This window comes from Streptomyces canus (genome assembly GCF_030815415.1).
GTDB lineage: Bacteria > Actinomycetota > Actinomycetes > Streptomycetales > Streptomycetaceae > Streptomyces > Streptomyces canus_F.
Genome location: NZ_JAUSWW010000001.1, coordinates 6,728,082 through 6,747,688 on the forward strand (window position 1 = coordinate 6,728,082; position 19,607 = coordinate 6,747,688).

23 protein-coding genes and 2 pseudogenes are annotated in these 19,607 nt (G+C 70.9%); 13 read left to right on the plus strand and 12 right to left on the minus strand.

All coding sequences use genetic code 11. The annotated features are described in order from the left end of the window. The first annotated feature begins 66 nt into the window (after positions 1–66). The gene (locus tag QF037_RS31080) at positions 67–516 is read left to right on the plus strand and encodes a protein-tyrosine phosphatase family protein (protein WP_307030851.1); all 450 of its coding nucleotides are present in this window, start codon (positions 67–69) and stop codon (positions 514–516) included. Here QF037_RS31080 and QF037_RS31085 read toward each other — a convergent pair. Next, a complete protein-coding gene (locus QF037_RS31085) occupies positions 490–1,062 on the minus strand; it encodes a class I SAM-dependent methyltransferase (RefSeq protein WP_307030853.1) in 573 nt (190 codons plus the stop codon). The two genes, QF037_RS31080 and QF037_RS31085, sit on opposite strands and share 27 nt — an antisense overlap. A 56-nt stretch (positions 1,063–1,118) precedes the next feature. Between QF037_RS31085 and QF037_RS31090 the strand changes: the two genes are divergently transcribed. Next, positions 1,119–1,886, plus strand: coding sequence for an AraC family transcriptional regulator (locus QF037_RS31090; RefSeq protein WP_307030855.1), 768 nt, complete (start codon positions 1,119–1,121; stop codon positions 1,884–1,886). A gap of 4 nt (positions 1,887–1,890) precedes the next feature. Here QF037_RS31090 and bla read toward each other — a convergent pair whose 3' ends face one another. Continuing rightward, complete coding sequence (bla, locus tag QF037_RS31095; protein WP_307030857.1) at positions 1,891–2,712, minus strand: class A beta-lactamase; 822 nt, start codon at positions 2,710–2,712, stop codon at positions 1,891–1,893. 194 nt (positions 2,713–2,906) lie between these two features. Between bla and QF037_RS31100 the strand changes: the two genes are divergently transcribed. After that, positions 2,907–4,055, plus strand: coding sequence for an abortive phage infection protein (locus tag QF037_RS31100; protein ID WP_307030859.1), 1,149 nt, complete (start codon positions 2,907–2,909; stop codon positions 4,053–4,055). Here QF037_RS31100 and QF037_RS31105 read toward each other — a convergent pair. Then, complete coding sequence (locus QF037_RS31105; protein WP_307030861.1) at positions 4,043–5,518, minus strand: alpha/beta hydrolase; 1,476 nt, start codon at positions 5,516–5,518, stop codon at positions 4,043–4,045. The genes QF037_RS31100 and QF037_RS31105 overlap by 13 nt on opposite strands. A 150-nt stretch (positions 5,519–5,668) precedes the next feature. On the opposite strand from QF037_RS31105, the gene QF037_RS31110 reads away from it, so the two are divergent. From QF037_RS31110 to QF037_RS31130, 6 genes and pseudogenes are all read left to right on the plus strand, one after another. After that, on the plus strand, positions 5,669–6,556 hold the full coding sequence (locus QF037_RS31110) for a hypothetical protein (protein ID WP_307030863.1): 888 nt from the start codon (positions 5,669–5,671) through the stop codon (positions 6,554–6,556). Positions 6,557–6,872: 316 nt separating this feature from the next. Continuing rightward, on the plus strand, positions 6,873–7,088 hold the full coding sequence (locus QF037_RS31115; RefSeq protein ID WP_307030865.1) for a hypothetical protein: 216 nt from the start codon (positions 6,873–6,875) through the stop codon (positions 7,086–7,088). A 25-nt stretch (positions 7,089–7,113) separates the two neighbouring features. Beyond that, the gene (locus tag QF037_RS31120; protein ID WP_307030866.1) at positions 7,114–7,740 is read left to right on the plus strand and encodes a DUF1266 domain-containing protein; all 627 of its coding nucleotides are present in this window, start codon (positions 7,114–7,116) and stop codon (positions 7,738–7,740) included. A 27-nt stretch (positions 7,741–7,767) separates the two neighbouring features. Next, positions 7,768–7,878: pseudogene (locus QF037_RS51500) on the plus strand (DNA repair protein RecO); the annotation flags it as partial. Further along, on the plus strand, positions 7,878–8,624 hold the full coding sequence (recO, locus tag QF037_RS31125) for a DNA repair protein RecO (RefSeq protein WP_307030868.1): 747 nt from the start codon (positions 7,878–7,880) through the stop codon (positions 8,622–8,624). The pseudogene QF037_RS51500 and the gene recO, both read left to right, overlap by 1 nt. Positions 8,625–8,647: 23 nt before the next feature. Then, positions 8,648–9,499, plus strand: coding sequence for an isoprenyl transferase (locus QF037_RS31130; RefSeq protein ID WP_307030870.1), 852 nt, complete (start codon positions 8,648–8,650; stop codon positions 9,497–9,499). Positions 9,500–9,590: 91 nt separating this feature from the next. On the opposite strand, the gene QF037_RS31135 is transcribed toward QF037_RS31130, so the two are convergent. The 4 genes from QF037_RS31135 to QF037_RS31150 are packed head-to-tail and all read right to left on the minus strand — an operon-like array spanning position 9,591 to position 12,746. Continuing rightward, a complete protein-coding gene (locus QF037_RS31135; protein ID WP_046262667.1) occupies positions 9,591–10,010 on the minus strand; it encodes a Fur family transcriptional regulator in 420 nt (139 codons plus the stop codon). Positions 10,011–10,069: 59 nt separating this feature from the next. Beyond that, entirely contained in the window at positions 10,070–10,972 is a 903-nt protein-coding gene (locus tag QF037_RS31140; protein WP_307030872.1) for a metal ABC transporter permease, read from the minus strand. Then, a complete protein-coding gene (locus tag QF037_RS31145) occupies positions 10,972–11,718 on the minus strand; it encodes a metal ABC transporter ATP-binding protein (RefSeq protein ID WP_307037463.1) in 747 nt (248 codons plus the stop codon). The genes QF037_RS31140 and QF037_RS31145 overlap by 1 nt, the downstream gene beginning before the upstream one ends. Before the next feature lie 50 nt (positions 11,719–11,768). Further along, on the minus strand, positions 11,769–12,746 hold the full coding sequence (locus QF037_RS31150; RefSeq protein WP_307030874.1) for a zinc ABC transporter substrate-binding protein: 978 nt from the start codon (positions 12,744–12,746) through the stop codon (positions 11,769–11,771). A 186-nt stretch (positions 12,747–12,932) separates the two neighbouring features. Here QF037_RS31150 and QF037_RS31155 point away from each other — a divergent pair, with 186 nt between their 5' ends. Then, positions 12,933–14,315: a glycine--tRNA ligase gene (locus tag QF037_RS31155; RefSeq protein WP_307030876.1), complete on the plus strand. Its 1,383-nt coding sequence runs from the start codon at positions 12,933–12,935 to the stop codon at positions 14,313–14,315. Between the two features lie 97 nt (positions 14,316–14,412). On the opposite strand, the gene QF037_RS31160 is transcribed toward QF037_RS31155, so the two are convergent. From QF037_RS31160 to QF037_RS31170, 3 genes and pseudogenes are all read right to left on the minus strand, one after another. After that, complete coding sequence (locus tag QF037_RS31160) at positions 14,413–14,523, minus strand: SDR family oxidoreductase (RefSeq protein ID WP_307030877.1); 111 nt, start codon at positions 14,521–14,523, stop codon at positions 14,413–14,415. A 66-nt stretch (positions 14,524–14,589) separates the two neighbouring features. Further along, positions 14,590–14,778 (minus strand): hypothetical protein, encoded by a 189-nt coding sequence (locus tag QF037_RS31165; protein WP_307037465.1) that lies wholly within the window; start codon positions 14,776–14,778, stop codon positions 14,590–14,592. Between the two features lie 89 nt (positions 14,779–14,867). Then, positions 14,868–15,071: pseudogene (locus QF037_RS31170) on the minus strand (SDR family NAD(P)-dependent oxidoreductase); the annotation flags it as partial. Between the two features lie 138 nt (positions 15,072–15,209). Here QF037_RS31170 and QF037_RS31175 point away from each other — a divergent pair. Genes QF037_RS31175 through QF037_RS31185 form a run of 3 tightly spaced genes read left to right on the plus strand, consistent with a single transcriptional unit; the run spans position 15,210 to position 17,507 of the window. Beyond that, complete coding sequence (locus QF037_RS31175) at positions 15,210–15,821, plus strand: LysE family translocator (RefSeq protein WP_307030880.1); 612 nt, start codon at positions 15,210–15,212, stop codon at positions 15,819–15,821. A 56-nt stretch (positions 15,822–15,877) separates the two neighbouring features. After that, on the plus strand, positions 15,878–16,891 hold the full coding sequence (locus QF037_RS31180) for an aldo/keto reductase (RefSeq protein WP_307030882.1): 1,014 nt from the start codon (positions 15,878–15,880) through the stop codon (positions 16,889–16,891). Positions 16,892–16,916: 25 nt separating this feature from the next. Beyond that, on the plus strand, positions 16,917–17,507 hold the full coding sequence (locus QF037_RS31185) for a TetR family transcriptional regulator (RefSeq protein WP_307030886.1): 591 nt from the start codon (positions 16,917–16,919) through the stop codon (positions 17,505–17,507). A 281-nt stretch (positions 17,508–17,788) separates the two neighbouring features. On the opposite strand, the gene QF037_RS31190 is transcribed toward QF037_RS31185, so the two are convergent. After that, positions 17,789–17,995 (minus strand): hypothetical protein, encoded by a 207-nt coding sequence (locus QF037_RS31190; protein ID WP_307030887.1) that lies wholly within the window; start codon positions 17,993–17,995, stop codon positions 17,789–17,791. Positions 17,996–18,080: 85 nt separating this feature from the next. Then, a complete protein-coding gene (locus QF037_RS31195) occupies positions 18,081–19,529 on the minus strand; it encodes an MFS transporter (protein WP_307030889.1) in 1,449 nt (482 codons plus the stop codon). Between the last annotated feature and the right edge of the window lie 78 nt (positions 19,530–19,607).

Consider the following 19,607-nt stretch of genomic DNA (forward strand, 5'->3'; position numbering starts at 1 on the left):
TACCAGGCCGGGGGTCTGTTCACCCTTCTTTCCCCGGATGGTGGCCGCGGATGGTCGAATGGACCCGTGGAGAACTGGGACGAGAACACCGCGGGAGTACTGCGACTGCCGTCCGGCAGGCTGGTGCGGGGCCGTGGCCTGCGGTACCCGCTCGCACCGGGGGCGCCGACCCCTTCGTACGCCCTCTACCTCCTGGGCCGTCAACCACCCGCGGTCTCCTGGGAGTTCCACTGGATCCGCTGGCCCGACTTCCGCCTCCCGGCGGACCGGCCGGCCGCTCGCGCGGCGCTGAGCGAGGCCTGGGAGCGGGCCGCGGGTGAACGCGTCGAGGTCGCCTGCGGGGGCGGACGCGGACGTACGGGGACGGCGCTGGCCGCTCTCGCGGTCCTGGACGGCGTACCGGCGGACGAGGCCGTCGGATATGTGCGGGCGCACTACGACCGGCGAGCGGTGGAGACGCCGTGGCAGCGGCGGTATGTGCGGCGCTTCTCAGGGACGGCGGGCGCGGAAACGTAGGCTGCCGGACTTCTGGTGGACGTCCACGGCCACCTCGCCGAAACCGGCCCGCTCGAGACGGGCCGGAAGGCTCGCGGGGTCCAGGGTGTTCATCGTGTCCCGCAGGTGGAGAAGCCGGAAGCCGAAGCTCGGTTGGCTGTCGCTGCCGGCGAAGGTGCCGCCGGGGCGCAGGACGCGAAACGCCTCGGCGAAGATACGGTCCTGGTGGGCGACCGTCGGCACGTGGTGGAGCATGGTGAAGCAGACGACGGAGTCGAACGCCGCCCCCTCCACGGGCAGTTGGGCGCCGTCGGCGTGGAGGATGCGGGCGCGGTCGCCCCACCGCTCCGTGAGCAGGCGGGCTGTGTCCGCGTCGATCTCGGCGGCCGTCAGCCTCGGCACCCGCTCCACCAGAACACGGAGGTTGGCGCCGTAGCCCGGTCCGATCTCCAGCACGTCCTCGCCGAGGTCCACCTGCTTCAGGGCCCAGGGCAGGATGCGGTCCTTCGTCGTCTGCGCCCACGTCTCGGAGCTGCACAGTCTCCGGTGGGCTCGGTTCATCGGCATGGGTCCGACGCTAGGCGGGGTCCTGGGCTGTCCACTACGGGCTAGGCTGCCGTCCCATGTCGCCGAACGGACAGTACGGCCCGTACCCTCCGGCCGACACCGCGGTCTTCGTCGGCCGTTTCTCGATGCCCCGGGGCAGCTTCTTCGGCACCCACCGGCACGACCACCACCAACTCGCCTGGTCCGTGCGGGGATTGCTCCGCGTCCGCAGCGAACAGGCTGTGTGGCTGCTGCCGCCGTCGCTGGCCCTGTGGATCCCCGCGGGCGTTCCGCACGCCACCGGGTCGGAGGGCGGTGCCCTCCTGCGCAGCCCCTACGTCGACCCCGCGTGCTGCCCGCACATCGGCTGGACCGAGCCGACCGTCGTGCAGGTCACCGCGCTGCTGCGGGCGCTCGTCGACCATCTCGTCCGGACGGACCTCGCCCCACAGGCCCGCTCGCGCGCGGAGGCAGTGCTGCTCGACGAGCTGCGCCCGGTGCCGGTGACCAGTGTCTCGGTCCCCTCGCCCCGTGATCCGCGGGCCCTGGCCGTGGCCGGGGCGCTGACGGCCGACCCGGCGGACGCGCGAACTCTGGCCGACTGGGGTGCCCAAGTCGGCGCGAGCGCAAGGACGTTGGCCCGCCTCTTCGTCGCCGAGACCGGCATCGCCTTCGGTCAGTGGCGGGAACGGCTGCGGATGCAGGCCGCGATGCCGCACCTCGCGGCGGGCCTCCCGGTCGAACCGGTGGCCCACCGCGTCGGCTATGCCTCGGCCAGCTCCTTCACCGCCGCCTTCCATCGGGTGGTGGGGGTGACGCCGAGGCAGTACTTTCCCGTCGGCTGAGCCGTCAACCAAGCGCGTCCGCGAGGGCCTTGGCCGTGTTGGCGACCAGTATGTCGTCGCGGGGGGCGGACTGCTCCGGCATTGTCGTCAGGACGGCCAGTACGAGCGGGGTGCCCTCCGGTGTCCAGGCGATGCCCACGTTGTTGTTGGTGCCGTAGGAACCGCCGCCCGTCTTGTCGGCGACCGTCCATGTCTTCGGCAGCCCGGCGCGCAGCCGGGTCCCGCTCGTGGTGTTGTTCAGCAGCCAGTGCGTGAGGAGCTCGCGGTCGCGGCGGTTCAGGGCGTCGCCGAGGACCAGCCGGCCGTACGTCCGGCCGATCGCGTACGGGCTCGTCGTGTCCGTGATCCGCCAGGGCTCCGCCGAGTTGAGCTCGGTCTCCCAGCGGTCCAGGCGGGTCACCCGGTCGCCGAGGGAACGGGCGAAGCGGGTGATGGCGGTGGGGCCGCCGAGCTCCCGCAGCAGGAGGTTGCCCGCGCCGTTGTCGCTGAACGTGATGGCGACCTCGGCGAGTTCGGCGACCGTCATGCCGTCGGCCAGGTGCTCCCGGGTCTTGTCGGAGCCCTCCTTCGGCAGATCGGCGTCCGTGTAGTGGATCCGGCGGGACAGGAACTCGCCGTCGCGGTCCAGATCGCGCAGCACGGCCGCGGACGCCAGGGTCTTGAACAGCGAGCACATCGGGAACAGTTCGTCGGCGCGGTGCCGCACGGTCCGGCCGGTGCCGAGGTTGCGGGCGAACACGCCGAGGCGGGCGCCGTGTTGCCGCTCCAGCTCGCGGAGGCGTTCGGTGACCCGGGGGGTGGTGGCGTTCGCGGGGGCGGCCGCCACGAGAGTGGCGGCAGAGGCGGCGAGAAGGGTACGTCGGGCTAAGATCGCGCTCTCCTTCGTTCGGTGGACGTGCCTTTGGCAGGCGGGCGTGGACGATCTCCTCAGTAGATCGACGCCGGAACGCATTCCTTGGTTGCGGCGCTGTAGACCATCGGCGGACGGCGGGGCGGGCGCGGGCTCGCCACAGTGGCCGTATGGAGAAGACCAAGGGGATCAACCGGGCACAGTTCCTGGCCGGGGCGGCGGCGGTCGGGGTGGCGGGGGCGGTGCTGCCCGCGGGCGGAGCCGGGGCGACCGGGCGGGGCGAGACCGGCGGCCGGGGCGGGCTGACCCGCCGGGGTGTCGTCTACACCCTCGGCGCCGGTGAGACGCCGGCCACCGCGTGGAGCGCCGACCGGATGCGGGCGGACCTCCGCGCCATCCGCGACGACCTGCACGCCGACACCGTCGACGTCACCGGCGACGGCGTCGAACGCCTCACCGCCACCGCCGCCGAGGCGGCCGAGCTCGGACTGCACATCTGGCTCCAGCCCACCCTCGGCGACGTCCCGGAACGGGACATCCTCGACCACCTCGCCGAGACCGGACGGTTCGCGGAACGGCTGCGCCGGCAGGGCGCGAGCGTCGAGTTCAGCGTGGGCTGCGAGTTCTGGCTGTTCGTGCCCGGAATCATCCCGGGGGACACGGTCCTCGAGCGCATCGAGAACCTCCAGAACGGCACCGTCGACCGGGCGCGGATGCAGCGCCGACTGGCCCGCTTCACGGCGAAGGCGGCGGCACTGGGCCGCAAGGTCTTCCACGGCCGGCTGAGCTATGCCTCCGCCCCGGAGATCGACCACGTCGACTGGAACCTCTTCGACGTGGTGGGCATCGACTACTACTCGTACTTCCCGCAACGAAAGGACTACGTGCGGGAGTTGAGGCAGCACCTGCGCTGGGGCAAGCCCGTCGCCATCACCGAGTTCGGCACCTGCACCTACCGTGGCGCCCCCGAGGCGGGCGGCATGGGCTGGGACATCGTCGACTACGACAAGACACCGCCGGAGATCAAGGGCGACCCGCCCCCGGTCCGCAGCGAACGCACCCAGGCGGCCTACCTGCTCGACCTCCTGGCCGTCTTCGAGTCGATGAACCTGTACGCGGCGATGGTGTTCGAGTTCCTCACCGCGGACGCCCCGCACCGCCCCGGCGACCCCCGCCATGACCTCGACATGGCGAGCTACGGCATCGCCAAGGCGGTCCAGGACCGCCCCGGCGACCCGGACACGGGCTGGCACCGGGAGCCCAAGGAGGCGTTCCACGCCGTGGCCCGCGCCTACCGCCGGGCGGGTCAGCGGCAGTAGGTGTCGGCGGCGGGACGCTGACCGGTGGCGAGGAACCTCGACACGGTCTCGTCCCCGCACGCGTTGCCGTTGCGGAGATAGGAGCCGTGGCCCGTGGAGTTCACGGTGACCATGACAGCGCGCCGGCCGAGGGCCTCGCGGAGCTTCAGGGCGCCGCTCACGGGGGTGGCGACGTCCCGTTCGTTCTGCACGAGCAGAATGTTCGACGGCCCTCGGTCGGTGACGCGGACCGGCGGCTCCTTCGGCGCGTAGGGCCAGGCGGCGCAGACCATCGCGTTGCGCGGCATGCCGGCGGTCAGCGGGTACTTGGCCCGGCTCTCGGCGACACCCTTCTCGTACACCGCCGTTGAGGTGGGCCACGCGACGTCGTTGCAGAGGGTCCCGGCGCCGACGGCGGTGACGTTCTGGAGTGCCGCGTCGGGCGGCGAGGCGGGCGCGGGCGGCAGGGTGCCGCTCTGGGCGGCCAGCATCAGCGCGGCCAGGGCGGGGAAGTGGTCCGGGTCGTAGAGGGTGTCCAGCATCGTCTGGCGCAGCACGTTGCCGTTCAGCTCCTCGGGGTTGGCGCCGGGCCAGGGGATCGGTTCCCGGTCGAGTCGCTCGGCCAGCCGCAGGAACAGCGGCCGCACCTCGGCGGCCGTGTCGGCGAGACGGTACGGATTCCCGGGCTCCGAGGCCCACTTGGCGAACTCCGGGAAGGTGTCCTCGACACCCTGCTCGTGCCCGGCGAGCCAGGCCCTGGAGACCTTCGTCGGGTCGGGGTTGTCGTTGCTGTCCAGTACGAACCGGTCCGTGCGCGCCGGGAACAACTGGGCGTAGACGGAGCCGACATACGTTCCGTACGACACTCCCCACGCGGAGATCTTCCGCTCGCCCAGTGCGGCCCGCAGCCGGTCGAGATCGCGGGCTTCGTTACGGGTGCTGAGGTGCTGGATGAGCTCACCGCCGTTCGCCGCGCAGGCGTCCGCCATCCGCCGGGCGGTGGCCATGTTGCCGTCGACGGACCCGTCCGCGGCGGGCCACGGCCGCAGCTTGGAGAGGGCGAGGTCCCCGTGCTCCAGCCCGCAGTCGACGGACGTGGAGGGCGCGAGCCCACGAGGTGCGAACCCGATGAGGTCGTAGGCGTCCCGCACCTCCTGAGGCAGCTTCTGCCCCTTGTTCGAGGGGTCGGTGAGGCTCGACCCGCCCGGCCCGCCGGGGATCAGGAACAGCGCCCCGCGCCGGGCGTCCGGGTTCTCGCTCGGGATCCGTGAGACGGCGATCCCGATCTTCCGGCCGTCCGGGTGGGCGTAGTCCATGGGCACCTCGAGAGTGGCGCACTGCTGACGGGGGTCGAGGGTGGAGCCGGCGCACTTCTTCCAGTCGAGAGCGGGCGCCTGCTCCACCGCGACGGCCAGCGGAGTGACCATCCCGAGGGCGACGGCGGTGACGGCCACGAGGGCGGCATTGCGCTTGATCTGCGTCATGGAACGAGCCTCGCGGATCTTCTTCGCGGCCCCCATCCGGTCAACTCCCTTGTCGATCGGGGGTTTTCCCCAGGTGTGTGCGGTCCGCCCTGCCAGGCACCCCGCCGAAAATCCCGCGCCCCCGCAGCACCCCCATGGAACCCTGCCCCCATGACCCGGCACCCCTCCTCGCTCCCCACCCCCTCCACCACCCCCACCCCCTACGACGAAGACCGAGCCGCCTACTCGCCCCGAGCCCTCGCCCGTCTGGCCCTCTGCGCTCGAGCGGTGGACCTCGCGGCTGCCGCTCAGGCGCTCGTGGGGACGCAGCACGACGTGGACACCGGGCTCGGGGGGCGGGTCAGTGAGGGGGTGCGGGCGGTGGAGATCGCGGAGGGGGTGCTGGCGCGGGCTGTTGTGTACGAGAGGGAGCGCGGCGCGTCCTGGGAGGACATCGGGCGGTATCTCGGAGTGGACGCCGGGGCCGCCGAGGAGCGGTACGCGCCCGAAGTCGAGCGTTGGAACACCGCGTTCCAGGTTCCGTACCGACTGGACCCCGCCGGACGCAAACGCATCCCCCAGCTGCCCCAGGCCGCCTACAACCCCAGGAGCGCCGCCCGGCAGCTGGACCTCTGGGCCGGGCTGCACGTGACCACCGGCGACTGGCATGCCGTGAGCGGAGGGCTCGGGGGGCCGGCGGGCGGTCCGGCCGTTCCGTACGACCTCGACGGGTCCCTGCGCAGCGAGAACCTCCGTACCTTCCTGGAGCTGCTCTCCGGCTATGTCCACTACGACTTCGACGACACCGACTGGGACACCATCGCCCTCGGGATCGAGGAGACGGACGCCGAGGACGCCGCCGCCTGGTACGACTATCCGCTCCACGGCGGTCTCCACGCCGCGCAGGTGCATCTCGCGTACTCCCGGCCCTACCCCGAGGACGACGACGGCGAGCCCGACACCGTGTCCGTCCGTGTCACCGGCGCGCACCCCCGCGACCTGCGGCTACGGATCGACACCCTGATCGCGGCGCTGGGTCACCCTCCGCAGTTCCCGTGAACTCGAATGCGCTCGAATGAAGTCGAACCAATCGGCGTGGCGTAGGGCGCGATATCCGCCGCACAATTCCCCTACCGCTTTCCCGTCGCGGCTTTCCTGCTCGAACTGCCCCATGTAAAGGCGGGCCGTATACGAAGCCCGCAGGTCATGCAGGTCATGTGAACCCTGGGCCACGGATCGACGCCCCTGGGCCACCCCGCCCTTGGCGTGCACAGACTCCTGCCGAGTGTAGGAGCACAGCGGGGTGCCGTAGGTGAAAAGCGTGAAAGTCGAAAAGGCGGGGGATCCAGGTGACGGTGGAGAAAGAGGAGCGGAAATGAAACCCCCCGTCGGAAGCCACGTCGTGGACACCCGGAGCGGAAAGGTCGGCATCGTCATGGGGCACGAAGGACCGTACGTACAACTCAGACCGTACGGCGGCGGAAAGGAGTGGGACGCGGCCCCGGTCACCGTACGCCGGGCCACCCCCGCCGAGCGGCTCAGCGCGGCGAACGCGTATGCCGACGCCCGCAGCCGGGATGAGGTCCCTTGACGCCGGTGTCGTAGGGTGCGGGCGCATGGGCCTGTGGAGCATACGCAGATGGACGAGAGCGAGGCGGAAGGCCACCGACCGTCCTCCCGTGCCGCCGCTCACCACGCACCAGCTCTGGATGGTGTCGCTGAGCGCGCCGGTGAGCCGGGACCGGGGCGCTTCGCGGACCACCCTGTACCCGTTCACGCGGGCCGACGACGACGGTGCCCGGCGCTGGCTGGCCGAGCAGTGGGAGATCACCTCGCGGGACGGGCTGGCCGACCGGCTCGACGAGCTGGCCCGCTCCGGTTACCGCGCCCGGGCCCAGCGCCTCCTCGGCGTCTCACCGCTCGCCTGGGACGCCGCCCTGTACGTCGACATCTCCCGGCGCGGTTTCGCCGCCGGGATGATCACCGAGGGCGAGGCCTGGACCGCCCTGAAGAACATCGTGCCGGCGGTGGTGTCGGCGTACGCCTCCTGGCAGGAGTACGCCGATGACTATCTGCTGGGCCGCAAGGTGTGGAAGGACGGGCTGGACGGCACCCCCGACGCCCCCGCCCCGCAGACGACCGCCGACGCCCACCTCCGCGCCCTCCTCGACCCCGCCAACAGGGACAGCCCCTGGAACCTGGCCCCCTGGGACACCATCAGCCACCCCGACCGTGCCCGCTGACCCCCGCGCGTACGGGAGAATGGACCCATGAGCCTGTTCCGCGACGACGGCATCGTGCTGCGCACCCAGAGGCCGGGTGAGGCGGACCGGATCACGCTGCGCGCCCCCAGGGAACACACCGCCCGGGGAGCCGCCCGATGAGCCTCTTCCGTGACGACGGCGTCGTGCTGCGCACCCAGAAACTCGGCGAGGCCGACCGCATCATCACCCTGCTCACCCGCGGTCACGGACGGGTACGGGCGGTGGCCCGCGGTGTCCGGCGCACCAAGTCCAAGTTCGGGGCGCGGCTCGAACCCTTCTCCCACGTCGACGTGCAGTTCTTCGCGCGCGGCAGCGAGCTGGTCGGGCGCGGGCTGCCGCTGTGCACCCAGAGCGAGACCATCGCGCCGTACGGCGGCGGCATCGTCAGCGACTACTCCCGGTACACCGCCGGGACGGCCATGCTGGAGACGGCCGAGCGGTTCACCGACCACGAGGGCGAGCCGGCCGTACAGCAGTACCTGCTGCTCGTCGGCGCCCTGCGGACGCTCTCCCGGGGCGAGCACGCCCCGAACCTGGTGCTCGACGCCTTCCTGCTGCGCTCCCTCGCCGTCAACGGGTACGCCCCGAGCTTCAGCGACTGCGCCAAGTGCGGTCTGCCCGGGCCGAACCGGTTCTTCTCGGTCGGTTCGGGCGGTTCCGTCTGCGGGGACTGCCGGGTGGCGGGGAGCGTCGTACCCTCGCCGCAGACCCTGGAACTCCTCGGCGCGCTGCTTACGGGAGACTGGGAGACCGCGGACGCGAGCGAGCCGCGGCACGTCCGGGAGGGCAGCGGGCTGGTCTCCGCCTACCTGCACTGGCATCTGGAACGCGGGCTCCGCTCGCTGCGTTACGTAGAGAAGTAAGCCGAAGAGGAATCGAGAAGCACATGGTGGTAGGCCGGCTGTTGGGGCGCCAGCGGCGCGAGTACAAGTCGCCGGAGCCGCACCCGTCCGGCGCCCGTGCGCCGAAGCTGCCCGGCGAGCTCGTCCCCAAGCATGTGGCGATCGTCATGGACGGGAACGGCCGATGGGCCAAGGAGCGCGGGCTGCCGCGCACCGAGGGCCACAAGGTCGGTGCCGAGCGCGTTCTCGACGTGCTTCAGGGCGGGGTCGAGATCGGCGTCGGCGCCATCTCGCTGTACGCCTTCTCCACGGAGAACTGGAAGCGCTCGCCCGACGAGGTGCGCTTCCTGATGAACTTCAACCGTGACTTCATCCGCAAGACCCGTGACACCCTCGACGAGCTCGGTATCCGGGTGCGCTGGGTGGGCCGGATGCCCAAGCTGTGGAAGTCGGTCGCCAAGGAGCTCCAGATCGCCCAGGAGCAGACCAAGGACAACGACAAGCTCACCTTGTACTTCTGCATGAACTACGGCGGCCGTGCCGAGATCGCCGACGCGGCGCAGGCGCTGGCGGAGGACGTCCGGGCCGGGCGGCTCGACCCGTCGAAGGTCGACGAGAAGACCTTCGCGAAGTACCTCTACTACCCGGACATGCCGGACGTGGACCTGTTCCTGCGCCCCAGCGGCGAGCAGCGCACCTCCAACTACCTGCTGTGGCAGAGCGCGTACGCCGAGATGGTCTTCCAGGACGTCCTGTGGCCGGACTTCGACCGCCGCGACCTGTGGCGGGCGTGTGTGGAGTTCGCCTCCCGGGACCGCCGCTTCGGCGGCGCGATCCCGAACGAGGAACTCCTGGCCATGCAGGGAAGGACTCCCGACCAGCAGTCCACCTCATAGCCGCCACGCGTTCACCCGGGCCGTCGACGCTGCGGGAGACCACCCACGGTCTCCCGCTCGTGGAAACGGCCCGCGCCCGCATCCGCTCGGGTCACCCCCCGGCGCGCCCCGCGCAGTCCGCGCACGTGCCGAAGATCTCGACCGTGTGCGCCACATTGACGTAGCCGTGCTCCGCGGCGATCGCCTCGGCCCACTTCTCCACCGCCGGGCCCTCGACCTCGACGGCCTTGCCGCACACCCGGCACACCAGGTGATGGTGGTGGTCGCCGGTCGAGCAGCGGCGGTAGACGGACTCCCCGTCGGAGGTGCGCAGAACGTCGACCTCGCCCGCGTCGGCGAGGTTCTGGAGCGTGCGGTAGACCGTGGTCAGGCCGACCGAGTCGCCCTTGTGCTTGAGCATGTCGTGGAGTTCCTGCGCGCTGCGGAACTCGTCGACCTCGTCGAGCGCCGCCGCCACGGCGGCCCGCTGTCGGGTCGCGCGGCCCTTTACGGGCGGTCCAGCGGTCGTCACCGGTTGCCTCCTCACGTCTGCACTTGCCGGGCCATTGTGCCAGCCCGGTCTGCGCGGAGTCAGACGCCGACCTTCCCGGTCCCCTCCCGGCTGGCCGGAATCGTGCACTCCGCCGGGTCGCCGCCGGGCTGTGCCGCGGCCGCCTGACGGGCTCGGCGCCGGGCCAGTGGGGTCGCCAGGACGGTCAGCACGATGAACGCGCCGATGGTCAGCAGCACGATCGTCGCGCCGGGCGGGACGTCCTGGTAGTACGAGGTCACCGTGCCGCCGATGGTCACGCTGACGCCGATGGCCACGGCGATCGCGAAGGTCGCCGCGAAGCTGCGGGTGAGCTGCTGCGCCGCCGCCACGGGCACCACCATCAGCGCCGACACCAGGAGCAGGCCGACCACGCGCATGGCCACCGTCACCGTCACGGCCGCCGTGATGGCGGTCAGCAGGTTCAGGGCGCGCACCGGCAGTCCCGTGACGCGCGCGAACTCCTCGTCCTGGCTGACCGCGAAGAGCTGCCGGCGCAGGCCCAGGGTGACCAACACCACGAAGGCGGCGAGCACACAGATCGCGGTCACGTCGTCCTGGGAGACCGTCGAGAGCGATCCGAACAGATAAGAAGTCAGGTTCGCGTTGGAGCCCGTCGGCGCGAGGTTGATGAACATCACGCCGCCGGCCATACCGCCGTAGAAGAGCATCGCGAGGGCGATGTCGCCGCGGGTGCGGCCGAACCAGCGGATCAGCTCCATGAGGACCGCGCCGAGGACCGACACGACGGTCGCCGTCCACACCGGTGACCAGGAGAGCAGGAAGCCGAGGCCGACGCCGGTCATCGCGACGTGGCCGATGCCGTCTCCCATGAGGGCCTGGCGGCGCTGGACCAGGTAGATGCCGATCGCGGGGGCCGTGATGCCGACGAGGACGGCGGCGAGCAGAGCCCGTTGCATGAAGGCGTAGTTCAGGAATTCCATCAGCTCAGCAGCCCCGTCCGGATCGGTTCGGCGTCGTGGGCCGCGTGCGGGTGTACGTGGTCGTGGCCGGGCAGCGCGTGCTGGCCGAGGGCCTTCGGGGGCGGGCCGTCGTGCATCACGCAGCCGTCGCGCAGGACGACCGCGCGGTCGATCAGCGGCTCCAGGGGGCCCAGTTCATGGAGGACGAGGAGGACGGTCGCGCCCTGCGCCACCTGCTCGCGCAGGGTCCGCGCCAACACCTCCTGGCTGGCGAGGTCGACGCCCGCCATCGGCTCGTCCATGATCAGCAGTTCGGGGTCGGAGGCCAGCGCGCGGGCGATGAGCACGCGCTGGTGCTGGCCGCCGGAGAGGGCGTTCACGGAGTCCTTGGCGCGGTCCGCCACGCCGACCAGCTCCAGGGCGTGGCGGACGGCCGCGTGGTCCGCCTTGCGCAGCACGCCGAAGCGGGCCCGGGACAGGCGGCCGGAGGCGACGATCTCGGTCACGGTGGCGGGCACGCCGCCCGCGGCCGTGGTGCGCTGCGGGACGTAGCCCACACGCGCCCAGTCGCGGAACCGGCGGCGCGGGGTGCCGAACAGTTCGATCTCGCCGGCCGCGACGGGAACCTGGCCGATGACGCTGCGCACGGCCGTCGACTTGCCCGAGCCGTTGGCGCCGAGCAGCGCGACGACCTCACCGCGGTGCACGGTGAGGTCGATGCCGCGGAGGACGGGGCGTGAGCCCAGGTCGGCGCGGACACCACGCATCGATATGACGGGCTCGATGACGGGTTCGCTCACGAGGGCCTCCGTAACGATCACTTGGCGCCTAGTGCTGTCTTGAGCGCCGAGAGGTTGGACTCCATGACCTGGAAGTAGTCGTCGCCCTTGGACTTGTCGGTGATTCCCTCGAGCGGGTCGAGGACATCCGTCTTCAGTCCCGCGTCCGAGGCGAGGGTCTTCGCGGTCTTGTCGGACACCAGTGTCTCGTAGAACACAGTGGTCACACCGTCGGCCCTGGCCTCGGTCTGGAGCTCCTTGATCCGGGCCGGGCTGGGCTCGCTCTCCGGGTCCAGGCCGGAGATGGCCTCCTGGGTGAGGCCGTAGCGCTCGGCGAGGTAGCCGAAGGCGGCGTGGTTGGTGAAGAAGACCTTGGTCGCGGTGTTCTTCAGCCCGTCCTCGTAGGCGGTGTCGAGGGTGTCGAGCTTCTTCGTCAGCGCGGCGGCGTTCTTCCTGTAGTCGGCCGCGTGGTCGGGGTCGGCCTTCTCGAAGGCCTTGGCGACGCCGTCGGCGACCTCGCGGTACTTCACCGGGTCGAGCCAGATGTGCGGGTCGAGGGCGTGCTCCTCCTCTTCCTCGGCGTGCTCTTCCTCGGCTCCGTGCTCGTGCTCGACGTCGCCGTGGTCCTCGAGCTTCGTCAGCGTCGCCGCGTCGATCTTCGACTTGACCCCGGACTGGGAGACGGCCTCGTCGACGGCCGGCTGGAGGCTCTTGAGGTAGAGCACGGCGTCCGCCTCGCCGAGTTCGGCGGTCTGCTTGGTGCTGAGCTCCAGGTCGTGCGGTTCCTGGCCGGGCTCGGTGAGCGTGGTGACGTTCACGTGGTCCCCGCCGATCTGCTCGGCGAGGTACTGCATCGGGTAGAACGACGCGACGACGTCGAACTTGTCCGTGTTGCTGGCCGCGGCGCTGTCGGTCGAGCAGGCGGACAGGGTCCCGAGGCCGAGAGCGGTGGCCGCCGCGATCGCGAGCCCGGTCATCCGGGATGCCCGGGGTATGCGGTGTCGTCGTACGTTCATGACAGTCATTTTCAACAAATATGGAAACGGTTGTCAACAAAGCGTGGTAGGAGGCCTGTGAGGGCCCGTAGACCGAACCGATTTGATTGAGGGGCAGGCGCCGCCGGTAACCTGAAGCATTCGCTCTGAAGCACTGCTCGATCGCAGACATGCTTCGTCGCCCGTCGTCGTAATGAAGAGAGCACCGTGGCCGCCGACAAGATCGACACCATCGTCAGCCTGAGCAAGCGCCGTGGCTTCGTATTCCCGTGCAGTGAGATCTACGGCGGCCAGAAGGCCGCCTGGGACTACGGACCGCTGGGTGTCGAGCTCAAGGAGAACCTGAAGCGCCAGTGGTGGCGCTACATGGTGACCTCGCGCGAGGACGTCGTCGGTATCGACTCGTCCGTGATCCTGGCCCCCGAGGTCTGGGTGGCCTCCGGTCACGTCGCCACGTTCTCCGACCCGTTGACCGAGTGCACCTCCTGCCACAAGCGGTTCCGCGCGGACCACCTGGAGGAGGAGTACGAGGCCAAGAAGGGCCGCCTGCCGGAGAACGGCCTCGCGGACATCAACTGCCCGCACTGCGGCAACAAGGGCCAGTTCACCGAGCCCAAGCAGTTCTCGGGTCTGCTCTCCACGCACCTCGGCCCGACCCAGGACACCGGCTCGATCGCGTACCTGCGCCCCGAGACCGCACAGGGCATCTTCACCAACTTCTCCCAGGTGCAGACCACTTCGCGCAAGAAGCCCCCGTTCGGCATCGCGCAGATGGGCAAGTCCTTCCGCAACGAGATCACGCCCGGCAACTTCATCTTCCGCACCCGCGAGTTCGAGCAGATGGAGATGGAGTTCTTCGTCAAGCCGGGCGAGGACGAGAAGTGGCAGGAGTACTGGATGGAGCAGCGCTGGAACTGGTACACCGGTCTCGGCATGCGCGAGGAGAACATGCGGTGGTTCGAGCACCCGAAGGAGAAGCTCTCCCACTACTCCAAGCGCACCGCTGACATCGAGTACCGCTTCCAGTTCGGCGGCAACGAGTGGGGCGAGCTCGAGGGTGTGGCCAACCGCACCGACTACGACCTCAACGCGCACTCCAAGGCCTCCGGCCAGGACCTCTTCTTCTACGACCAGGAGGCCCAGGAGCGCTGGACGCCGTACGTCATCGAGCCCGCGGCCGGTGTCGGCCGCGCGATGCTGGCGTTCCTCCTCGACGCCTACGTCGAGGACGAGGCGCCCAACGCCAAGGGCAAGCTGGAGAAGCGCACCGTGCTGCGCCTGGACCACCGCCTGGCCCCGGTGAAGGTCGCGGTGCTGCCGCTGTCCCGCAACCCGGAGCTGTCCCCGAAGGCCAAGGGCCTGGCCCAGGCGCTGCGCCAGAACTGGAACATCGAGTTCGACGACGCCGGCGCCATCGGCCGCCGCTACCGTCGCCAGGACGAGATCGGTACGCCGTTCTGCGTCACGGTCGACTTCGACACGCTCGAGGACAACGCGGTCACCGTCCGCGAGCGGGACTCGATGAAGCAGGAGCGCGTGTCGCTGGACCAGATCGAGGGCTACCTGGCGAGCCGCCTGATCGGCTGCTGACACCGTTCGCGGTCTCGCCCGACCGCGCTCGGCGGCGGGCATCCGAAGCCCCCGCGTCCTCGACGGACGCGGGGGCTTCGGCGTATCAGGGCCCAGGTCAGTTGGCGGTGTGGCCGCCGTCCACCGCGAGGGCGGCGCCGGTGGCGAAGGAGGCGCGGTCGCTGAGCAGCCACAGCGCCGCCTCGGCGCTCTCGGCGGGTTCGGCCATCCGCTTCTGCATCTGCCGGGCGACGAAGTGCTCCGCGAGCTCCGGACGCCTCGACGGCCTGGGCGATCATCTCGGTACGGGTCGTGCCCACCAGGAGGGTGTTGATCCGGATACCGCGCTCGGCGTACCGCCGGCACTCCCGCCGGCCGCCGGCATCACCGGGATCTGGGCGCGCGGACAGTTCCAGGTGCCGCGCACGTTGACGTCCATGACACGGTCGAAGTGGGCCTCGTCGAGTTCGTGCAGGGGAGCGATCTTGTCGCCGGCGTATCCGGCGTTGTCGAACCGTCAAGCGCCCCGAACCGCTCCGTCGCGGTGGCCACCGCGCCGGACGTCCTCGGCGTCCGCGACGTCGCCCGCGCTGACCGCCGCCCGCCCGCCGCGGCGATCTCCTCGGCGAGCTGGTCCAAGGCCTTCTCGCGCCGGGCCATCAGGACCACGGCCGCTCCCTCCGCCGCGAACAGCCGGGCGGCGGCCTCGCCGATCCCGCTGGACGCGCCGGTGATCATCACGACTTTGCCGGCGAGTGTTCCGTTGCTGTCAGTCATCCGGCCGGTAAATCCCGGAGTGCCGAGTTCCGGGTAAGTCCCTTTGTGTCCAGGCCGGTTGGCGTCTCCGATTGGTCCGTCATGGAGGCGCGCGATTGGCCCTGCGGGGCGACCGCCGGCCGCGGCAGGGTGGTCCGCATGAGTCTCGCGTTTCTGCTGACCACCCTCGTCGTGGTCGCCACTCCTGGTACCGGTGTCGTCTACACGCTCGCGGCGGGGCTGTCGCGGGGGCGGCGGGCGAGTGTCGTCGCGGCGTTCGGCTGCACCCTGGGGATCGTGCCGCACATGGTGGCGGCGATCACCGGGGTGGCGGCGCTGCTGCACGCGAGCGCGACGGCGTTCCAGGTGCTGAAGTACGCCGGTGTCGCGTATCTGCTGTGGATGGCGTGGGCGACGCTGCGGGACCGCGAGGCGATCGCCGTGGAGCGGGACGCGGCTCCCGTCTCCGCGGGGCGGGTCGTGGTCCGGGCCGTTCTGATCAACGTCCTCAATCCGAAACTGACGATCTTCTTCTTCGCGTTCCTGCCGCAGTTCGTGCCGTCGGGGGAGTCGGGTGCGTTGCTTCGGATGCTGGTGCTGAGCGGGGTGTTCATGCTGTCCACCTTTGTGGTGTTCGCCGCGTACGGGGTGCTGGCGGCGTCGGTCCGTCGTCATGTGATCGGGCGGCCGAGGGTGATGGCGTGGCTGCGACGGAGTTTCGCGGGGTCGTTCGTCCTGCTCGGGGCCAAGCTGGCCACGACAGACGGGTGACAAATGACAGCTGACAGATATTGAAATCTGTCAGCTGTCATGTCAGGGTGGAGGGCATGACGACACAGACCCCCCGCACCCTCGGAACCACCGGCCCCCAGGTCTCCGCCCTCGGCCTCGGCTGCATGGGCATGTCCGGCGCGTACGGCGAGTCGGACCGTGCCGAGTCCATCGCCACCGTCCACGCCGCCCTGGAAGCCGGCGTGACCCTGCTCGACACCGGCGACTTCTACGGCATGGGCCACAACGAACTGCTGATCGCCGAGGCCCTGCGCACCGCCCCGGCCGCGCTCCGCGAGAACGCGCTGACCAGCGTGAAGTTCGGTGCCCTGCGCGGCCCGGACGACTCCTGGAACGGCTTCGACGGCCGCCCGGCCGCCGTCAAGAACTTCGCCGCGTACTCCCTCCAGCGCCTCGGCGTCGACCACATCGACGTCTACCGCCCCGCCCGGCTCGACCCGGACGTGCCGATCGAGGAGACCGTCGGCGCGATAGCCGAACTGGTCGAGAAGGGATACGTCCGCCACATCGGGCTCAGCGAGGTCGGCGCCGACACCATCCGCCGGGCCGCCGCCACCGCCCCGATCGCCGACCTCCAGATCGAGTACGCGCTCATCTCCCGCGGCCCCGAGCGGGAGATCCTGCCCACCCTGCGCGAACTGGGCATCGGCGTCACCGCGTACGGCGTGCTCTCGCGCGGGCTGCTCTCCGGCCATGTCGCGGCCGGACAGGGGTTCGCGGCGAACGACTTCCGCGCCCACTCGCCCCGCTTCCAGGGCGACAACCTCCAGCACAACCTCACGCTCGTCGAGGCCCTGCGCAAGATCGCCGAGCAGAAGGACGTCTCCGTCGCGCAGATCGCCATCGCCTGGGTGGTCTCCCGCGGCGAGGACATCGTGCCGCTGATCGGCGCCCGCACCCGCGAGCGGCTCGACGAGGCCCTCGGCGCCCTGGACGTGACCCTGGACGCGGCCGACCTCGCCGCCATCGAGGCCGCCGTACCGGCGGACGCGGCGGCCGGCGAGCGGTACGCCCCCGCACAGATGGCCATGCTCGACAGCGAGCGCTGATCGCGGTGCCGGGTACCGTCTACGCATGCCTCCGACCAGCGAGACCCTGACCGCCGAGCGCATCCTCGAGGCCACCGAGGACGTGCTGCGCCGCCACGGCCCGGCGAAGGCGACCGTGGTCGACGTGGCCCGCGCGCTCGGCGTCAGCCACGGCAGTGTCTACCGGCACTTCCGTACGAAGGCGGCGCTGCGGGAGGCCGTGACCAAGCGCTGGCTGGACCGGACGACGGAGGAACTGGCCGGCATCGTCGCGGCCACCGACCGTGACCCGCAGACCCGGCTGCGCGACTGGCTCGCGGCGCTCCTGGAGGCGAAGCGCCGCAAGGCGGGCGACGACCCCGAACTCTTCGCCACCTACTCGGTGCTGGCCGCGGACGCCGGTGAGGTGGTCGGCGCCCACCTCACCGAGCTGACCGACCAGCTGACCGAGATCGTGCGGGCCGGCGTCGCGGCGGGCACCTTCACCACCCCCGACCCGGCCACCACCGCCCGCGCCCTCTTCCACGCCACCGGCCGCTTCCACGACCCCGGTTACGCCCGGGAATGGGAGCGGCCGGAGGTGTGGGACGACTTCGCGGCGGTGGTGGACATGCTCGTACGGGGACTGCGGGCCTAGTGCCGCGGCAGGCAACGTTTGCCCGTCAAGGAGCGGCGTCCGGTGCGTGCTCTCGGCGTGCCGGCCGGAAGCCCTCGTACTGGATGTACTTGGGCTTTCGGCCGGTGCGGCGAGAGTGCGTGCCGGGCGTCGCGACGGGGCAAACGTTGCCTGCCGCGGCACTAGGCGTCAGGGGTCCCGTACGGCGTCTGCTCGCCCTCGTGCAGCGTCTGGAGCCGGTGTTCCGTGGGCGAGACCCCGTACGCGGCGCGGAAGGCGCGGGGTCCGCCAGATCGTGGCGGTCAGCCTCCGCCCGGGTCCACCGTCGCCTGGTGTTCCTGCGCGAGGTGTTCCTCCGCCTTCAGCCACGGCAGGAACTGCGCGTTCTTGCGCCAGCCGCAGGTGTCGCATCTGATCGTGCGTTGCGCGCCTTTGCGCTGCACCTGGACGACATGCTCGCGTCCGTGTTGGTCCCAACGGCTCACTTTGCTCGTGTTGATCTGCAACATGGCCTCGCCTCCGGCTAGGAGTGTGCAGCAAGACCAACATCAACAGCGGTTTCTTCACGGCAAGTTCGTCGATCCTTGAACCGCCTCACCCGACCGTCCTCGGCAGCCGCAGGCTCAGCAGCCCGGTCAGGGCCACGCCCACCAGCTGCACCAGGAGCGTCGTCACCAGCGCGTCCCGCATGCCCAACCCCGGGGTCAGGGACAGGAACAGGGTGCCGAGCGTCGCCACCCCCAGGGCCAGGGCGGACTGTTGGGTGGTGACCATGACCCCGCTGCCCACGCCCGCCCTCGCGGTCGGCACCTCGGAGAGCACGATCCGGAAGATCACCGGGAGTTGAAGGGCCTGGCCCGCGCCCGCGATCGCCGCTCCGGGCAGCAACTCCACCAGGCCCAGGTCCGGCCAGGAGCGCCACGCCACCAGCGCCATCAGGCCCACGCCCACCGCCTGGATCCCGGCACCCGCGGTCACCACGCGCGTCCCGTACCTCGTCACCAGCCGCGGACCCGCGAGGGAGACGAAGAAGAACACCACCGCCATCGGAGCCAGCGCGAGCCCCGCCCGCACCGGGCCGAGCCCCGCACCCTGCTGGAGCGCCACCGCGATCACGAACATGAAGCCGCTGAAGCCGATGGAGAACGGCACGATCATCACCAACCCGCGCCGCAGGGACACCAGTCGGAACAGGCTCGGCGGCACCAGCGGCGTCCGTCCCCGCCGGTCCGCCCCGCGCTCCACCGCGTAGAACGCCGCCGCCACGAACGGGAACGCCGCCAGCGACAGCCACGTCCACAGCGGCCACCCCGCGGAGCGGCCCTCGGTCAGCGGGGCCAGCAGCGCGAGCAGGGACGCGGCGAGCAGGACCGTGCCCGGGCCGTCCACCGGCTCCGGGTTCGGGGAGCGGGTCTCCGGGACGGCACGGGCGGCCAGGAACAGGCCCACGAGGACGACCGGGACGTTCACCAGGAACACCGAGCGCCAGCCCGTGCCCGCGCCAAAAAGAAAAGACAGAGGCGTGGCCGCTACCAGGACACCGCCGAGGATCTGGCCCGCCACCATCGACAGACCGGCCGTCGCGCCGTACAGGCCCATCGCCTTCGCGCGCCGCTGTCCCGACGTCGCCGCCTGGATCGTCGCCAGCACCTGCGGCAGCATCGCCGCGGACGCCGCGCCCTGCGCGACCCGGGCCGCGACCAGGGTCCACGCGGTGGGGGCGAGCCCGCAGGCCAGTGAGGTCAGGCCGAAGGCCGCCATGCCGCCGAGGAAGAGCCGGCGGCGGCCGAAGAGATCGCCGAGCCGCCCGCCGAGGACGAGGAGGACGGCGTACGCCAACCCGTAGCCGGAGACGACGAGTTCGAGGACCGACTCGCTCGCCGCGAGGTCGTGGCCGATGGTGGGCAGGGCGACGTTCACGATGAAGAAGTCGATGAGGGGGAGTGCCGCGCCGAGCAGCACGGTGAAGAGTCCGAGGCCGCCGAGCACGGGTGGCGCGCTCGCGGTGCGGACCTGGCCTGGGATGGTGATTTCGGTACTCACGGAGACAAGCCTCCGCTTCCCGTCAGACGGGTACCAGAGTGTCTTTATCCTGGTACAAGGAGTACCTGGAAACAGGGT

What these genes read in the sequence shown, in the direction of transcription:
- QF037_RS31130 (WP_307030870.1), top strand. Translation starts at nt 8,648, where the DNA reads ATGGTGGTAGGCCGGCTGTTGGGGCGCCAGCGGCGCGAGTACAAGTCG.
- QF037_RS31100 (WP_307030859.1), top strand. Translation starts at nt 2,907, where the DNA reads ATGGAGAAGACCAAGGGGATCAACCGGGCACAGTTCCTGGCCGGGGCG.
- QF037_RS31175 (WP_307030880.1), top strand. Translation starts at nt 15,210, where the DNA reads ATGAGTCTCGCGTTTCTGCTGACCACCCTCGTCGTGGTCGCCACTCCT.
- QF037_RS31115 (WP_307030865.1), top strand. Translation starts at nt 6,873, where the DNA reads ATGAAACCCCCCGTCGGAAGCCACGTCGTGGACACCCGGAGCGGAAAG.
- QF037_RS31140 (WP_307030872.1), bottom strand. Translation starts at nt 10,972, where the DNA reads ATGGAATTCCTGAACTACGCCTTCATGCAACGGGCTCTGCTCGCCGCC.
- QF037_RS31120 (WP_307030866.1), top strand. Translation starts at nt 7,114, where the DNA reads ATGGGCCTGTGGAGCATACGCAGATGGACGAGAGCGAGGCGGAAGGCC.
- QF037_RS31105 (WP_307030861.1), bottom strand. Translation starts at nt 5,518, where the DNA reads ATGACGCAGATCAAGCGCAATGCCGCCCTCGTGGCCGTCACCGCCGTC.
- recO (WP_307030868.1), top strand. Translation starts at nt 7,878, where the DNA reads ATGAGCCTCTTCCGTGACGACGGCGTCGTGCTGCGCACCCAGAAACTC.
- QF037_RS31185 (WP_307030886.1), top strand. Translation starts at nt 16,917, where the DNA reads ATGCCTCCGACCAGCGAGACCCTGACCGCCGAGCGCATCCTCGAGGCC.
- QF037_RS31085 (WP_307030853.1), bottom strand. Translation starts at nt 1,062, where the DNA reads ATGCCGATGAACCGAGCCCACCGGAGACTGTGCAGCTCCGAGACGTGG.
- QF037_RS31145 (WP_307037463.1), bottom strand. Translation starts at nt 11,718, where the DNA reads ATGCGTGGTGTCCGCGCCGACCTGGGCTCACGCCCCGTCCTCCGCGGC.
- QF037_RS31150 (WP_307030874.1), bottom strand. Translation starts at nt 12,746, where the DNA reads ATGAACGTACGACGACACCGCATACCCCGGGCATCCCGGATGACCGGG.
- QF037_RS31190 (WP_307030887.1), bottom strand. Translation starts at nt 17,995, where the DNA reads ATGTTGCAGATCAACACGAGCAAAGTGAGCCGTTGGGACCAACACGGA.
- QF037_RS31180 (WP_307030882.1), top strand. Translation starts at nt 15,878, where the DNA reads ATGACGACACAGACCCCCCGCACCCTCGGAACCACCGGCCCCCAGGTC.
- QF037_RS31110 (WP_307030863.1), top strand. Translation starts at nt 5,669, where the DNA reads ATGACCCGGCACCCCTCCTCGCTCCCCACCCCCTCCACCACCCCCACC.
- QF037_RS31090 (WP_307030855.1), top strand. Translation starts at nt 1,119, where the DNA reads ATGTCGCCGAACGGACAGTACGGCCCGTACCCTCCGGCCGACACCGCG.
- QF037_RS31160 (WP_307030877.1), bottom strand. Translation starts at nt 14,523, where the DNA reads ATGGCCGAACCCGCCGAGAGCGCCGAGGCGGCGCTGTGGCTGCTCAGC.